The 14,350-nt window shown below is 55.6% G+C and carries 17 protein-coding genes; 8 read left to right on the plus strand and 9 right to left on the minus strand.

The features are described 5' to 3' along the window. Positions 1-276, plus strand: a 276-nt coding sequence (locus CTZ24_RS11975) for a transposase (protein ID WP_208723593.1), incomplete at its 5' end; no start/stop codon positions are given. Positions 277-309: 33 nt separating this feature from the next. Here the strand turns inward: CTZ24_RS11975 and CTZ24_RS11980 are convergent. From CTZ24_RS11980 to CTZ24_RS11990, 3 genes are read right to left on the minus strand one after another with little or no spacing between them, the layout of a single operon-like run. Beyond that, a complete protein-coding gene (locus CTZ24_RS11980; RefSeq protein ID WP_208723631.1) occupies positions 310-1,413 on the minus strand; it encodes an NADH:flavin oxidoreductase/NADH oxidase in 1,104 nt (367 codons plus the stop codon). 18 nt (positions 1,414-1,431) lie between these two features. Beyond that, positions 1,432-2,382: a zinc-binding dehydrogenase gene (locus CTZ24_RS11985; RefSeq protein WP_208723632.1), complete on the minus strand. Its 951-nt coding sequence runs from the start codon at positions 2,380-2,382 to the stop codon at positions 1,432-1,434. After that, positions 2,375-2,875 carry a lactoylglutathione lyase family protein gene (locus CTZ24_RS11990; RefSeq protein WP_013510426.1) on the minus strand — a complete coding sequence of 167 codons (501 nt, stop codon included), beginning with the start codon at positions 2,873-2,875 and terminating at the stop codon, positions 2,375-2,377. The genes CTZ24_RS11985 and CTZ24_RS11990 overlap by 8 nt, the downstream gene beginning before the upstream one ends. A gap of 94 nt (positions 2,876-2,969) precedes the next feature. On the opposite strand from CTZ24_RS11990, the gene CTZ24_RS11995 reads away from it, so the two are divergent. Further along, positions 2,970-3,836 (plus strand): LysR family transcriptional regulator, encoded by an 867-nt coding sequence (locus CTZ24_RS11995; protein ID WP_208723633.1) that lies wholly within the window; start codon positions 2,970-2,972, stop codon positions 3,834-3,836. A 112-nt stretch (positions 3,837-3,948) separates the two neighbouring features. On the opposite strand, the gene CTZ24_RS12000 is transcribed toward CTZ24_RS11995, so the two are convergent. Further along, a complete protein-coding gene (locus tag CTZ24_RS12000) occupies positions 3,949-4,803 on the minus strand; it encodes an SDR family oxidoreductase (protein WP_208723634.1) in 855 nt (284 codons plus the stop codon). Positions 4,804-4,904: 101 nt separating this feature from the next. Between CTZ24_RS12000 and CTZ24_RS12005 the strand changes: the two genes are divergently transcribed. Continuing rightward, positions 4,905-5,276, plus strand: coding sequence for a winged helix-turn-helix transcriptional regulator (locus CTZ24_RS12005; RefSeq protein WP_021186363.1), 372 nt, complete (start codon positions 4,905-4,907; stop codon positions 5,274-5,276). 89 nt (positions 5,277-5,365) lie between these two features. Here CTZ24_RS12005 and yghX read toward each other — a convergent pair whose 3' ends face one another. Next, positions 5,366-6,256 carry a YghX family hydrolase gene (yghX, locus tag CTZ24_RS12010; protein ID WP_021186364.1) on the minus strand — a complete coding sequence of 297 codons (891 nt, stop codon included), beginning with the start codon at positions 6,254-6,256 and terminating at the stop codon, positions 5,366-5,368. A gap of 458 nt (positions 6,257-6,714) precedes the next feature. Between yghX and CTZ24_RS12015 the strand changes: the two genes are divergently transcribed. The 5 genes from CTZ24_RS12015 to CTZ24_RS12035 all read left to right on the plus strand — a co-directional run bounded on the left by CTZ24_RS12015 (position 6,715) and on the right by CTZ24_RS12035 (position 10,785). Next, on the plus strand, positions 6,715-8,127 hold the full coding sequence (locus CTZ24_RS12015; protein WP_021186365.1) for a cytochrome ubiquinol oxidase subunit I: 1,413 nt from the start codon (positions 6,715-6,717) through the stop codon (positions 8,125-8,127). Beyond that, positions 8,128-9,132: a cytochrome d ubiquinol oxidase subunit II gene (gene cydB, locus CTZ24_RS12020; protein ID WP_021186366.1), complete on the plus strand. Its 1,005-nt coding sequence runs from the start codon at positions 8,128-8,130 to the stop codon at positions 9,130-9,132. A 1-nt stretch (position 9,133) separates the two neighbouring features. Next, positions 9,134-9,280 carry a DUF2474 domain-containing protein gene (locus tag CTZ24_RS12025; protein WP_021186367.1) on the plus strand — a complete coding sequence of 49 codons (147 nt, stop codon included), beginning with the start codon at positions 9,134-9,136 and terminating at the stop codon, positions 9,278-9,280. Positions 9,281-9,531: 251 nt separating this feature from the next. Next, positions 9,532-10,398 carry a helix-turn-helix domain-containing protein gene (locus CTZ24_RS12030; RefSeq protein ID WP_021186368.1) on the plus strand — a complete coding sequence of 289 codons (867 nt, stop codon included), beginning with the start codon at positions 9,532-9,534 and terminating at the stop codon, positions 10,396-10,398. A 177-nt stretch (positions 10,399-10,575) separates the two neighbouring features. Then, complete coding sequence (locus CTZ24_RS12035) at positions 10,576-10,785, plus strand: hypothetical protein (RefSeq protein ID WP_021186369.1); 210 nt, start codon at positions 10,576-10,578, stop codon at positions 10,783-10,785. On the opposite strand, the gene CTZ24_RS12040 is transcribed toward CTZ24_RS12035, so the two are convergent. Genes CTZ24_RS12040 through CTZ24_RS12055 form a run of 4 tightly spaced genes read right to left on the minus strand, consistent with a single transcriptional unit; the run spans position 10,782 to position 14,199 of the window. Beyond that, positions 10,782-11,624 (minus strand): metal ABC transporter permease, encoded by an 843-nt coding sequence (locus CTZ24_RS12040; RefSeq protein ID WP_208723635.1) that lies wholly within the window; start codon positions 11,622-11,624, stop codon positions 10,782-10,784. The two genes, CTZ24_RS12035 and CTZ24_RS12040, sit on opposite strands and share 4 nt — an antisense overlap. After that, on the minus strand, positions 11,618-12,478 hold the full coding sequence (sitC, locus tag CTZ24_RS12045) for a metal ABC transporter permease (protein WP_208723636.1): 861 nt from the start codon (positions 12,476-12,478) through the stop codon (positions 11,618-11,620). The genes CTZ24_RS12040 and sitC overlap by 7 nt, the downstream gene beginning before the upstream one ends. 2 nt (positions 12,479-12,480) lie before the next feature. After that, complete coding sequence (locus CTZ24_RS12050; protein ID WP_021186372.1) at positions 12,481-13,302, minus strand: manganese/iron ABC transporter ATP-binding protein; 822 nt, start codon at positions 13,300-13,302, stop codon at positions 12,481-12,483. Between the two features lie 3 nt (positions 13,303-13,305). Beyond that, positions 13,306-14,199 carry a metal ABC transporter substrate-binding protein gene (locus CTZ24_RS12055; RefSeq protein ID WP_369758295.1) on the minus strand — a complete coding sequence of 298 codons (894 nt, stop codon included), beginning with the start codon at positions 14,197-14,199 and terminating at the stop codon, positions 13,306-13,308. Positions 14,200-14,350: the final 151 nt, after the last annotated feature.

Consider the following 14,350-nt stretch of genomic DNA (forward strand, 5'->3'; position numbering starts at 1 on the left):
GTGGTACCGGTGGAAAAAACGTCCGGGAGCTCAGTCAGGGGGCGTGCGCGGATGTCAAAAACAGGCCCGGCAGACGTAAGGGCGAAACTGTATATGGCGGCGATCGTAGCGATCAGGTGGAATGCCCCGGCGAAGGCGCTGTACCAGAGGCTAATCGCGAAGGGCAAAGCCAGCAAGGCCGCGCTTGGAGCGGTGATGCGCAAGCTGGTTCATCAGTGCTTCGGGGTGCTGAAAACGCGGATGAAGTGGGATGAAAATTACGCAGCTACCGCTTGACGTTCAAGACGGTAGCTACGGAAAGTGTAAAACTTAACCTTCACTGACCCTGTAGCGCTCCAGCCAGTGGGCATACGGTGCCGGTAGCACCCACGACGGCTCACTTTTACCCAGCGCCAGCGCAGCATGATACGGCCAGTGCGGGTTTTTCAGGTGCGCACGACCAACCATCACCAGGTCCAGTTGACCTTGTTCAATGGTGGCGTTGGCGATGTGCGGCGTATCAATACCCCAGGCGGAGGCAACCGGAATGTCAGCCTCACGGCGCACACGCTCGGCGATCGGGGCCATAAACGGGCTGCCCCAGGGAATATTGGCATCCGGGGTAGAGAAGCCCATGCTGACGCTCAACAGGTCCATGCCGTTGCTGCGCCAGTATTTGGTCAGGGTGAGGGCTTCCTGCATTGTCTCTTCGTCGCGGCCATCAAACTCCAGCACACCAAAACGTGCGGTCAGCGGCAGGTTTTCTGGCCACACGTCACGAACCGCATCAAAGGTTTCACGCAGGAAACGACTGCGGCCAAAGGCATCGCCGCCATATTCGTCAGTGCGCTGATTGGCGTGGACTGAGAAGAAACTCTGCGCCAGATAGCCGTGGGCGAAGTGCAACTCCAGCCATTCGAAACCGGCGTCACGCGCACGTTTGGCGGCACTGACGAAATCATCGCGCACGCGTTTGATGTCATCCAGCGTCATGGCTTTTGGCACGCGCGGCAGGTTGTTACCAAAGGCGATGGCCGATGGGGAGAGGGTTTCCCAGCCGTTGGCGTCGCTTTCCGCGATATGATCGTCACCTTCCCACGGCTTATTGGCGCTGGCTTTACGTCCGGCATGACCAATCTGGATGCCGGGCACCGCGCCTGCGGCTTTAATCTCCCGCGCGATACGTGCCAGTTTTTCGGCCTGGGTATCGTTCCATATCCCCAAACAGGCCGGGGTGATGCGGCCTTCTGGTGATACTGCGGTGGCTTCAACAATCACCAGACCGGCTCCGCCGCGCGCCTGGCTACTGTAATGAACGTAGTGCCATTCGTTGCTCAGACCATCAATGGCGCTGTACTGGCACATTGGTGGAATCGCGATACGGTTACGCAGCGTCACGTCTTTCAGCGTGAACGGAGAAAATAGCCCTGACATAACAACCTCTTAATATGGTTAAAGCAAAATAATCTGTTTGCCGCTGAAGTTACGATGCTGTAACGCCTGCAACTGTGCAGGTAGCTGGTCGTAAGGAAAATGCAGCAGTAACTCGCTGTGTAAGGTTCCCTGCGTGATTTGCGCCAGCATACGTTCACCTTGTTGCGTCAACGTATGCCACTGCTGCGCGTCACCATGCAGATGCAACGCGCCCAGCGCCACTTCGTGTAGCGACAACGCACGCCCGAACGGTGTGCAGGGCCACTGCTCAACCCGGCCCTGAATGCAGACCAGATGGCCGTTTGCCAGTAACAGATCGGCCAGACTGGCGGCATGTTCCGGGCTGATGGCATCAATCACGGCATAGAAGCGCGTGGCATTCTGCCGGGGATCGCTGAGCGTGTGCTTCGCTCCCAGTGCTTGCAGACGTGAAAAGTGACGTTCGCTGCTTTGCGTTGTTACTTCAAATCCGCGAGCCTGCGCCAGTTGCACCAGAAAATGCCCGACAGAACCACCGGCACCGGCAATCAACAGCGGGGCACCCGGTTGTGCAGGTACTTTCTCAATCGCCTGCCAGGCGGTAAGGGCCGGGCAAGGGAAGGCGGCAGCGGTGGCAAAATCGATGGCGTCCGGGACGCGCATCAACACCTGAGCGGCGATTGGGGTGAATTCGGCAAAACTGCCAGGACGTTGCAGGCTTTGGTGATAAGCCACACGCGTACCAAGCCAGCGTTGATCGACCTCCGGGCCAATCGCCACCACGGTACCTGCGCCATCCACGCCGGGCACCTTGCCGATTTGGCTGCCGAGCACCTTCCAGTCCACCGGATTGAGGCCAATCGCTGCGTTCTGTACCAGTACATCGCCGGGTGCTAAAGGGGCGGTCGTCAGATAACGATCCTGTAAATCATTCGGCGTGTTGCCGCCTTGCCATACCCAGCCGCGCCAGTCGTCAGGCAGGTTAAACATAAGCACCTGCCGAGTAGGTCAGCTCGTAGCTGTGGCTGTAGATCTCAATGATGTTGCCGAACGGATCTTCCATATACACCATGCGGTACGGCTTCTCGCCGGGGAAATATTCACGCACCGGCATACGCTGTTTGCCGCCAGCGGCGACGATTTTCGCTGCCAGACCTTCAACATCCGGGTCCTGGACGCAGAAATGGAACACGCCGGTTTTCCAGTATTCGAAGTTGTTCTCTGGTTTTTCCGCCGCTTTAAATTCGAAGATTTCTACCCCAACGCGATCGCCCGTGGAGAGATGCGCGATGCGGAATTTCTCCCAGCCACCGCCAAATACGTCACTGCACATCACGCCAATCGCGGAATCATCTTCCTGAATTTCGGTCGGCGGCATAATCAGGTACCAGCCCATCACTTCGGTATAAAACTTGACGGCCGCGTCGAGGTCGGTGACCGACAGGCCAATATGGGAAAAGGTACGCGGGTAAGGAGCAGTCATCTGCGTTCTCCATTTGTCGAAAAGATCTACAGGCTACTGCGCAACAAGTATAATGAAAACAGTGATTCAGTTATGGGTTTTATAAAATTTCATTATGTTCAATCCACAGTGGTTAAAATCATTCGCCATGCTGGCGGAATTAGGGAGTTTTACTGACAGCGCGGATCGGCTGGGGATTACCCAGGCGGCGGTAAGTCAGCACATCCGCCATCTGGAGCAGCAACTGGGGCCGTTGATCCTGCGCAGCAAACGCCCGCTGGAGCTGACACCCGCCGGACTGGCGCTGCTGGATTATTGTCAGGAAGTGGATCGCGCTCAGCGCCATCTGACGCTGCGTTTAAGCGAAGAGGATCTGACCTGTGGCGAAGTCAGCCTGATTTCACCGGGCAGCATCGGTCTGCGCCTCTACCCGCTGCTGCTGGAACTTCAGCAACAGTACCCGGATCTCAGTATTCGGCATCGTTTTGCACCGGATAGTGAGGTGATAGATGCGGTGCTGCATAACCGCTACGAAATGGGGCTGGTGACGCAAAAGCCGGATGATAAACGGCTGGTGGCGGAGAAATTCGCCGAGGAGCCGCTGGAGTTGGTGGTGCCCGCCGGGGTGAAGATCCATAGCTGGGCGGATCTGGAAACGCTGGGTTATATCGATCATCCTGATGGTCAGGCGATGGCGACGCGTTTGCTAAGCCGCCGTTTTCCCGGCAATCCGGGAGTACGGAATTTGCCGCAGCGAGGTTTCAGTAATCAGATCAGTTTGATCCTTGAACCGGTGGCGCTTGGGTTGGGGTTTGCGGTGATCCCACAATCGGCGCGGCTGGCGTTTGCCCGTCAGGATGCGATTCAGGTAGAGCGTTGCGGCGTGTCGCTGGTGGATACCATTTGGTTGATCCATCGCGCCGAATGGCCGCTGTCAGGGCGTGCGCAGCAGGCACTGCGCTGGCTGGAGGGTAAGGGGTGATGGCCCTCACCCTAACCCTCTCCCGCAAGCGGGAGAGGCGATGCATTGGCATATTGCACATCTCCTTCTCCCGCTTGCGGGAGAAGGCCGGGATGAGGGCAACAGCCAGCACCTATTTCGCTAACGCCGCCTTGATGACTTCCGCGTAAGCGGTGGTCGGACGCCCAATCAGCTGACTCAGGGTTTTGCTGTTATCAAACAATCCACCCTGTGCAGCACCGGCATCTGAATCCGCCAGCATCTCTGCCAGGCCGTCCGGCAAGCCCGCACCTTTCAGCGCTGCGGCGAAGTCAGCCTGCGGCAGGTTGACATAATCCACCTTCTCGCCGGACTGCTTAGCAATTTCTGCCGCGAATGCTGCCAGGGTATAGCTGTCGTCACCTGCCAGCTCATAGATTTTACCCGCCTGATCGTCACGGCTGATCACTTCCGCTGCCGCTGCCGCGTAGTCAGCACGCGCGGCCGAGGCGATGCGGCCTTCACCTACCGAACCGATAAACGCATGATGCGCCAGTGCCGGTGGGATGCTGGCAGCATAGTTTTCGGTGTACCAGCCGTTGCGCAGCAGCGCGAACGGAATGCCGGAAGCCTTGAGCTGCGCTTCGGTGGCTCTGTGCTCGACACCAAGACCCAGCGGCGTGGTATCCGCATGCAGCAGGCTGGTATAGGCAATAAAACCCACGCCAGCCGCTTTGGCCGCGTCAATCACCGCTTTGTGCTGAGCTTCTCGCTGTCCCACTTCGCTGGAGGAAATCAGCAACAGTTTGTCGACACCGGCAAAGGCCGTTTTCAGCGTCTCTGGCTGGCTGTAATCCGCGGTACGCAGCGTCACGCCCAGCGCAGCCAGATCGGCAGCCTTCTCTGGCGAGCGAACGGCGGCAATCACTTCACTGGCCGGGACTTTTTTCAGTAACGCGTCAATCACTAAACGGCCAAGCTGACCGGTGGCACCTGTAATCGCAATCATGTTGTTCTCCTTCAGTTTGAACTGGTATGCCATCAGGTTAGGAGATAAACTAACTTTTAGTAAGTACTTACAGATTTGTTAGTTTGAAGGGATGACATTAAATGTCTGAAAACCTGAGTGAAAAATTTAGTCGTGGTGAGTTGCTTAACGTGAATTGCCCGTCGCGTGAGGTGCTGAAACGCATTACCAGCCGCTGGAGCGTGCTGGTGCTGCTGGCGCTACGTGAGGAAACCCTGCGTTTTAGCGAACTGCGACGCAGGATTGGTGGTGTCAGCGAACGCATGCTGGCACAGACGCTGCGCTATATGGAAGAAGATGGCTTTGTGCAACGCATTGCCTATGACGTGGTGCCGCCGCATGTGGAGTATCACCTCACGGAACTCGGACGTGAGGTGGAAGGACAGGTGATTGGTCTGGCTGACTGGCTGGAAAGCAACCTGCACCGGATTCTGGATGTGCGTGACAATGTCTGATGAGCGTAGCGGCGCGATTTATCGCGCGGTTCCGTGCGTGGTGCCAGAAAAATCCGCGCGATAAATCGCGCCGCTACGTGCGGAATGGGTTAACCGTGCAAATATTTTTCAAACCATCCTAATGTGCGGCTCCACGCCAACTCGGCTGCCGCCTTGTCGTAACGCGGTGTCGAATCATTATGGAAACCGTGGTTCACGCCGGGATAAATGTACGCCTCATACACTTTATGATTGGCTTTCAATGCGGCTTCATAAGCCGGCCAGCCCTCATTGATACCTTTATCCAGCTCAGCGTAATGCAGCAGCAGCGGGGCCTGAATGCGCGGGACATCCTCCGCCTTCGGCTGGCGGCCATAAAACGGCACCGCGCAGGCCAGTTCCGGGAAGGCCACGGCGGCGGCGTTGGCGACCCCGCCGCCATAACAAAAACCGGTGATGCCGACTTTGCCGGTGCCCGCTTCGTGGTGCATCAGAAAATCTACCGCCGCGAAGAAATCATTCATCAGCTTGACCGGATCGATCTTCGCCTGCATCGCTTTGCCTTCTTCATCGTTGCCCGGATAGCCCCCCACTGAACTCAGGCCATCAGGGGCCAGCGCGATATAGCCCGCTTTTGCTACGCGGCGCGCCACGTCTTCGATATAGGGGTTCAGGCCGCGGTTCTCATGCACCACCACCACCGCAGGCACTTTGCCACTGGTTTTCGCCGGACGCACCAGATAACCGCGCACTTCGCCGTGGCCTTGTGGCGATGGATAGTGGATGTATTCGGGGACAATGTCGGGATCGGTAAATTCTACCTGCTGCGCCAGCGCATAGTTCGGGCTCATCGCGCTGAGCAGCGCCGCGCCCGTCATCCCGGCGATGGTGAACTTCGCGGCCAGCGCGATGAACTCGCGTTTGCTGATTTTGCCGTGGGCGTAGTAGTCGTAAAGCTCCAGCAGTTCCTGCGGAAAATCCTGTGCGGTAAGACGTGTCATAACCTCTCCTTCGCTGATTAACCAGATGGTATTGCCGCTCTAACAAAGCACAGCTTTTAACATCTGGCAAATCGCATGCCGCAGAGGGTTAACTGCATGGATGTGAATAGACGGTTTATTTTTGGCGTTTTAATTAGCGGCGAGCAGATCAGCCGCGGGTGAATTTGTACCAGAAATTAACTAATTCCCTCGTTTCGATAAATAATAAATAAAACAACACCTTCACCATGAATAACAATATTTGTCTTTAATTCAGTTGGATAGCGTTTTTGCAGCGCAATGATCATAATCAAAAAATACTGTTATAGTTTTATCAATCCTCACTGTTTATTTTTGTTCGAATCACTTCCTTTTACAGTGGACCGCCTTTTCTTTAGCGGCCACTAAATAAATGCGTGGCGCTTTGTTTGTTAATTATAAGTAAAAACCTGGTGCAATATGCGGCAAAGAGGTAAGCAATGTTCGGATTAGATGCTTTTCACCTGGCAAGGATACAGTTCGCGTTTACTGTCTCCTTTCATATCATTTTCCCGGCCATCACCATCGGTCTTGCCAGCTTTTTGGCGGTGCTGGAAGGTCTGTGGCTGAAATCCCGTAACGAAACCTATCGCGATCTCTACCATTTCTGGTCCAAAGTCTTTGCTGTCAACTTCGGTATGGGCGTGGTTTCTGGCCTGGTGATGGCGTATCAGTTTGGTACTAACTGGAGCGGCTTTTCACAGTTTGCGGGGAGCATCACCGGCCCGTTGCTGACCTATGAAGTCTTGACCGCCTTCTTCCTTGAAGCCGGTTTTCTCGGTGTGATGTTGTTCGGCTGGAACCGAGTCGGCCCGGGCCTGCACTTCTTTGCCACCTGCATGGTGGCGCTGGGCACCATCATCTCTACCTTCTGGATTCTGGCGTCCAACAGTTGGATGCATACCCCACAGGGTTACATCATTGAGAACGGTATCGTGGTGCCGCAGGATTGGTTGAAAATCGTTTTCAACCCCTCATTCCCGTATCGTTTGCTGCATATGTCGACAGCAGCGTTCCTCGCCAGCGCCTTTTTTGTCGGGGCATCAGCGGCATGGCATCTGTTGAAAGGGAATGACAACCCGGCCATTCGCAAGATGTTTTCTATGGCGCTGTGGATGGCGCTGATCGTTTCGCCGATTCAGGCGATGATCGGTGACGCGCACGGTCTGAACACCCTTGAACATCAGCCAGCGAAAATAGCGGCGATTGAAGGACACTGGGAAAATCCGCCAGGTGAAGCCACCCCGTTGATTTTGTTCGGTATTCCGGATATGGAGCAGGAGCGCACCAAATACGCGCTGGAAATCCCTTATCTCGGTAGCCTGATTCTGACCCACAGCCTCGATAAACAGGTTCCGGCACTGAAGTCGTTCCCGAAAGAAGATCGGCCAAATTCCACCGTGGTGTTCTGGTCGTTCCGCGTGATGGTGGCGCTGGGCTTGCTGATGATCACCCTTGGTGTGGTCAGCCTGTGGCTACGTTTCAAAGGCCGCCTGTATCAGTCGCGCCCATTCCTGTGGTTTGCGCTGCTAATGGGACCCTCGGGACTGCTGGCGATTCTGGCGGGCTGGTTCACCACAGAAATTGGCCGTCAGCCGTGGGTGGTGTACGGCGTGCAGCGCACTATTGATGCGGTTTCCGCCCACGGTGACCTGCATATGAGCATCAGCCTGTTGGCGTTTATCCTCGTGTACAGCTCGGTATTCGGTGTGGGCTATGTCTACATGATGCGTCTGATAAAGCAGGGGCCGAAAGTCGGTGAAGGTCACGATGTGAATCCGGGTGGTCCGGGTCAGAGCAACACCCCGGCACGTCCACTGTCTGCCGTATCTCATCAGGAAGGAGAACGCTAAATGATCGATTTTTCAATTATCTGGTTTGCGATCATCGTCTTCGCCATCCTGATGTATATCGTGATGGATGGCTTTGATCTCGGTATCGGTTTGCTGTTCCCGTTCAACAAAGATGCGGTTGAACGCGACATGATGGTCAATACCGTGGCCCCGGTCTGGGACGGCAACGAAACCTGGTTGATCCTCGGCGGTGCCGGGCTGTACGGGGCCTTCCCGCTGGCCTACTCGGTGATTGCCGACGCGTTAACCATCCCGCTGACGGTGATGCTGATTGGCCTGATTTTCCGTGGCGTGGCGTTCGAATTCCGCTTCAAAGCAACCGAATCACACCGTCCTTTCTGGGACAAAGCCTTTATCGGCGGTTCGATTCTCGCCACCTTCAGCCAGGGCGTATCTGTCGGTGCCATCATCAACGGCTTTCCGGTCAGTGGCCGTACCTTCGCGGGTGGCCCCCTGGACTGGCTGGCACCGTTCCCGCTGTTCTGCGGTGTTGGTCTGGTGGTGGCGTATGCGTTGCTTGGCTGTACCTGGCTGATTATGAAAACCGAGCACGACCTGCATCGTAAGATGTCAGCGCTGGCAACACCGCTGGTAATCGCCTTACTGGTGATTGTCGGCATTATTAGCCTGTGGACGCCGTTCAGCCATCAAGCCATTGCACAACGCTGGTTCAGCCTGCCAAATCTGTTCTGGTTCCTGCCGGTTCCGGTATTGGTGCTGGTGTGTGCATGGGGCATTGTGCGGGGCATCAAACGCGAAGCACACTACAGTCCGTTCCTGCTGACGTTGCTGCTTATTTTCCTCGGCTTTTCCGGCCTGGGGATAAGCGTGTGGCCCTATATCATTCCGCCTTCCATCACCCTGTGGCAGGCAGCATCTCCGGCGATCAGCCAGGCATTTATGCTGGTGGGGGGGCTGCTGATTATCCCGGTGATCCTGATGTATACCTTCTGGAGCTACTACGTGTTCCGGGGAAAAGTGAAAGCCAACGAAGGATATCATTGATATGTCAGGACACACTGAAGTGAAAGCACCACTCTGGAAGCGGGTGATGTGGCTGGTGATTATTTACGCTGCAAGCGTGCTGGCACTCGGTGTGGTGGCATCGCTGTTTCGTATGATGATGACGGCCGCGGGGATGCGCTCGCATTGATCAAAAATGTAGCGGCGTGATTTATCGCGCGTTTTTTTCTGACATCGCGCACGAAATTGCGCGAGAAATCGCGCCGCTACGTGATCTGCGTCAGCATTCATTGCTGGTGAAAATATTAGCGAACTAAGCAATTAATGCTTTTCCCGTTGCGCTTTCTTTACCCTTCCTTACATTAGCAATACATTTTTGTTATATTTGTGTGACCGAATACGCAATTCTGCGTCTCCATTTCCTTTCGATCATCACAGAAAATGCTCAGCCTGACTCTGAAAAAACAGTACATCAACGATTTGGTGGACTGGATTGAAGCGAACCTGACCGACGAACTCAACATCGATCTGATTAGCCTGAAATCCGGTTATTCCAAATGGCACATGCAGCGCATGTTCAAAGAAATGACCGGACAAACGCTGGCGTCGTACACCCGCAAGCGTCGTCTGACCATGTCAGCGATGGCGCTGCGCCTGACGCGTATGCCGTTGATTGATATCGCCGTGCGTTTTGGTTTTGATAACCAACAGAATTTCACCCGCGTGTTCAAAAACCATTTCTCGCTGACCCCGGGTGCATATCGCCGCATTCCGGAACTTCAGTTAAAGGATTTCCACAGTCGCATCCCCACGCAGCATCGCTGGGTTGACGTGCGGCTGGCGGAGAAGCCCGAGTTGCGCCTGTGCGGTGAAGTGATTGAGTGGGAATGTCGTTTTGGGGAGTACATCCACGATCATGGTGATGTGGTCGCCCAACATGCGCGCGATTTCGTGGCTTTTGCCGGACAGCATGTGAACAAAGGCTGGCTCGGTTTTCAGTTCAGTCCGGGGGAAGGCTCCGCCGACCAGCAACATATCAGCCTGTTTCAGGCGCTGGAAAGCCAGCATGGTGATGTGCTGCCGGGTAATGCGGTGAACTGGACCGGTGAAAGTGGTTTGTATGCGGAAATTGACTGGCAGGGTACGCCGGAGCAGATCAACGCCTTTACCGCCGATATGTACTATATCCATCTACCGGCGTTGGGCGTTGCCCGTCGTGAGGGCAAGGATCTGCTACGTCTTGATCTGAAAAACAGCACCCCGGATCTGTTAACCGGCACCTTCTTCATTCCGGTTAGTGCCGGATAATGCATAATTCGTGCGGTGAACTGTGATAAACCGCACGATTTTATAAAATACTTCCCATAACCGGCGTAAAATTCTCCATCGAAACCTGATCCCCCGCGTAAAACCCTGACGCCCCCGAATCAGGCTGAATAATCACCTGCATTCCTGGTCCAGCCCGGACCACTAAAGAGAAGAAAAATGATGCGACTTTTACCGTTGTTCCTTGTGACAGCGCTGACCGCGTTTTCGGCTATTGCCGGCGCTCAGCTCTCTGAACCATTCTCACCGCCAGCCGGTTTGCATCCGCACCAGAGCTGCCAACAGCATGAGATTTCCGGTGATAACCCGTTACCGCAAAATAATGGCGGCATGCTGGAGTGTGGTCACAACGACGCGCTGCAAAACTAAGTTTGTAGCGTCTGACGTTCAGCCCGCCGCGCCAGCAAGCTGGCACGGATAAACGCGACGATAAACACCGCGGAAAATAACACCACGATGGTGGGCGCAGGTGCGCTATCCAGATAAAACGACAGATACACCCCGCTAAGCGAAACCAGCACCGCCACCGTCACCGCCGCCATCAGCGCGTGTGAAAAGCGTTGCGTCAGCAGCAAGGCAATTGCCCCCGGCGCAATCAGCAACGACACCGACAAAATAATGCCCACCGCCTTCATGGTGGCGACGATGGTCAGCGCGACCATGCACAGCAGGCCGTAATGTAACCAGCCGGTGCGCAAGCCGCTGGCCTGTGCCTGTTGTTGATCGAAGCAGAACAATAAAAAATCCCGCCACTTCACCGCCATGATCAGCAAAATCACCGCTGCGATAAGCGTGGTTTGCACCATGTCGCCGGGGGTGATGCCCAACATATCGCCGAACAGGATATGATCCAGATGGACTTCCGGTTTGGTGGCGATATACAGAATCAACCCGACCGCGAACATCCCGGAAAACACAATGCCCATCACCGTATCCTGCTTGATGCGGCTGTTGTCCTTCAGGTAGCCGCTGGCGACAGCGCAAAATACGCCGGCAACAAAAGCGCCCAGCGCCAGTGGCAGACCGAGTATCCACGCCAGCACAATCCCCGGAAACACCGCATGACTCATGGCATCGCCCATCAAGGCCCAGCCTTTCAGCACCAGAAACACGGATAACAACGCGCAGGGAATTGCCACCACCAGCGCAATCAACAAGGCCTGATTCATAAAGGCAAACTGGAAAGGTTCCAGCAGCAGCGTCAGCATGGGATATCCTCCTGATGCGCGCGGGCGCGGCGGCGTTGCGCCAGCAGCCCCTGCTGCGGAGCAAAGACAAATGCCAGCAAAAACAACAGCGTTTGCGCCACTACGATGATGCCGCCGGTGGCACCGTCAAGATAATAGCTGGCCCAGGCACCAAGAAAACTGGTGACGCTGCCGATAGCCACGGCGATAGCCAGCAGGCGCGGGAAGCGATCGGTCAACAGCCAGGCGGTAGCCCCCGGTGTCACCACCAGGCAGATCACCAGAAATGCGCCGACAGTTTGTAGCGCTGCCACGGTGGAGAGCGCCAGCAGGGTGAAAAACAGCAGCTTCAACCGTTGTGGATTGAGGCCGATGGCGCGCGCATGGTTCTCATCAAAAAAGGTCACCAGCAGATCTTTCCATTTGAAAAACAGCACGCAAATGGAGACTGCGCCAATCAGCGTCAGTTGCAGGATATCGGCGGGAGCGATGGCGAGAATGTTACCTAATACAATGGTTTGGATATTCACCGCTGTCGGATTTAGCGACACCATAAACAGCCCGAGGCCGAAGAACGAGGAGAAAATCAGACCGATAATCGCATCCTCTTTTAAGCGAGTACGCTGGTTGAGAAACAACATGCTGCCCGCGGCCAATCCTCCCGAGAGAAAGGCACCGAGGGCGAAGGGTAAACCGAGCATATATGCGCCTGCCACGCCGGGCACAATCGAGTGCGACAACGCATCGCCAATCAGCGACCAACCTTTCAGCATCAGGTAGCAGGAGAGAAAAGCGCATATCCCGCCGACCAGTGCCGATACCCACATGGCGTTCAGCATGTATTGGTAGGTAAAGGGTTCCATCAGCCATTGCATAGTCAGGCCCTCTCACTGCCTGGCGGCAGATGTGACACAAACGGCCGTTCATCATCGGTGATGATGCGGTCTTCCGAGCCGTTCAGCACCACATGGCGCAGCACCCCGCTAAAGGCACGTTCGAGATTTTCCGCCGTGAAGGTGGTGGCAGTTGGGCCGCTTGCCAGTACCGTGCCTTTCACCATCACCGTGTAGTCACAGAATTCGGTAACGGAACCGAGGTTATGGGTCGATACCAGCATGGTTTTGCCCTCGTCTCGCAGCTCACCCAGCAGGCTGATGATCTTCGCCTCCGTCTGCACATCCACCCCGGTGAAAGGTTCATCCAGCAGGATGACTTCTCCCTGCTGTGCTATCGCGCGTGCCAGAAACACGCGTTTTTTCTGCCCACCGGACAGCTCGCCAATCTGGCGTTGGCGAAAGGCCAGCATATCAACCCGTTCCAGAGCGGCATTGACGATGGCGTGATCGTGCTCTTTGGCGATACGCAGCATCCCCATATGGCCATAACGCCCCATCATCACCACGTCTTCGACCAGCACCGGAAAGGACCAGTCAACCTCTTCGGCCTGGGGCACGTAGGCGACCAGATTGCGCCGCAGCGCCTGGCGCGTCGGCATGCCGAGAATGCGGATTTCTCCCTGTGCCAGGCGCACAAAGCCCATCACCGCTTTGAACAGCGTTGATTTGCCGGAACCGTTAACCCCGACCAGGGCAGCGATCGAGCCGCCTGGTACGTTAAAATTGGCCTCACGCAGCGCCGTGTGTCCGTTACGGTAAGTGACGCTGACCCCGGAAGCGCTAATCGCTGGCAGCTTTGTCATGGATTACTCCTTCAAACCGTCTTTGATGCCCTGCACCAGGGTGCGGGTGGTGACGTTGAGCAGGTCGAGATAGGTCGGCACCGGGCCATCAGGGCCGCTCAGCGAGTCGACATACAACACGCCGCCATAATGCGCGCCGGTTTCGCGTGCCACCTGACGTGCCGCTTTATCGGATACCGTGCTTTCACTGAACACGGCGGGGATCTGATCCGCACGCACGCGGTCAATCACCCGACGTACCTGCTGTGGTGTGCCTTGCGAATCGGCATTAATCGGCCACAGATAGAGTTCTTTCAGCCCCAGATCGCGCGCCAGATAGGAAAATGCACCTTCGCTCGACACCAGCCAGCGTTTGTTTTCCGGCAGTTGTGCCACCTGCTGACGCAGTGGTTGCAGCGTATCAGTGATTTTTTGTTTGTAAGCGGCGGCGTTGCGCTGATAGATCGCCGCATTGTCTGGATCGTATTTCACCAGCGCATCGCGAATATTATCGACGTAAATCAGCGCGTTATCGGGTGACATCCAGGCGTGAGGATTCGGTTTGCCGTTGTACGGGCCTTCGGTGATGCCCATCGGTGTCACGCCCTGGGTGACGATAACCTCGGGCACATCTTTTAAGTGCTGATAAAAACGACGGAACCACAGTTCGAGGTTCATCCCGTTGGCGAGAATCAGCTGAGCACCCTGCGCGCGTTTGATATCGCCTGGCGTCGGCTGGTATTCATGAATTTCTGCCCCCGGTTTGGTGATGGAACTTACCTCTGCGGCATCCCCGGCGACGTTTTTCGCCATATCGGCGATCACCGTAAAGGTGGTGATGACCTTCAGTTTTTCGCGGGCGTAAGCGCCGGGGTTGAACAACGTGCTCAGCAGCGCGCCGAGCACGATTCCTTTCATCATTTTCATACCGTCAGTCCCGAAGTGATTGAAAATCGATCTGATATAGCAATTGCTATACTTTATAGCAGTTGCTAATGAAATGAGAAAGGTCTGGTGTGTAAAGCTGTGTATGCGCTGGCGTAGCGGAGTAAATAGGTTGCACTTCTCC

It is taken from the genome of Pantoea phytobeneficialis, assembly GCF_009728735.1.
Classification (GTDB): Bacteria; Pseudomonadota; Gammaproteobacteria; order Enterobacterales; family Enterobacteriaceae; genus Pantoea; species Pantoea phytobeneficialis.